Genomic DNA, 405 nt, shown 5'->3' with positions numbered 1-405 from the left:
TAGGGTAGTGGGTGTGCCTCTTATTCCTAATTTTTTTGCTATGGCATCGGCTTTAATAGCTGTTTTAAATGTATAGCCTCTATCAATTATTGCTTTGGCGGGGATGGCATCATCGTCTTCTTTAAAGCTTACCGCAATTACCTTTAAGCCTTTGTGTTTTATTTTTTCAAGTGCTGGTTGCAGCTTTTTACAATATGTGCACCACGTAGCACAAAAATGTAAAACTTAGGTTTGTCCTAATAAATCTTGCGTTTGATTGGTTGAACCATCAGCCATCTTTAACGTTATTGCAGGCAATAGTGGTAATGAGTCATCATCAGCGAGTTGCTGTGCAGAGCTAATAAAGCTTAATAAAATCAGAGAAATTCCAGAAATTAGTATTCTCATTGATCGTTCTTATTATTT

1 protein-coding gene and 1 pseudogene are annotated in these 405 nt (G+C 36.3%); both read right to left on the bottom strand.

The window, feature by feature from the left end; all coding sequences use genetic code 11:
• A pseudogene (locus CWC17_RS19665) lies at positions 1-213 on the bottom strand (TlpA family protein disulfide reductase); the annotation flags it as partial.
• A gap of 12 nt (positions 214-225) precedes the next feature.
• On the bottom strand, positions 226-387 hold the full coding sequence (locus tag CWC17_RS19660; protein WP_249935954.1) for a hypothetical protein: 162 nt from the start codon (positions 385-387) through the stop codon (positions 226-228).
• Positions 388-405 lie beyond the last annotated feature (18 nt).

Origin of the sequence: Pseudoalteromonas sp. S3785 (genome assembly GCF_005887365.1) — a bacterium.
In the GTDB taxonomy this organism is placed as follows: domain Bacteria; phylum Pseudomonadota; class Gammaproteobacteria; order Enterobacterales; family Alteromonadaceae; genus Pseudoalteromonas.
The sequence above is the reverse complement of the archived record's forward strand: the minus strand, read 5'-3'. Positions and strand labels throughout refer to the sequence as shown.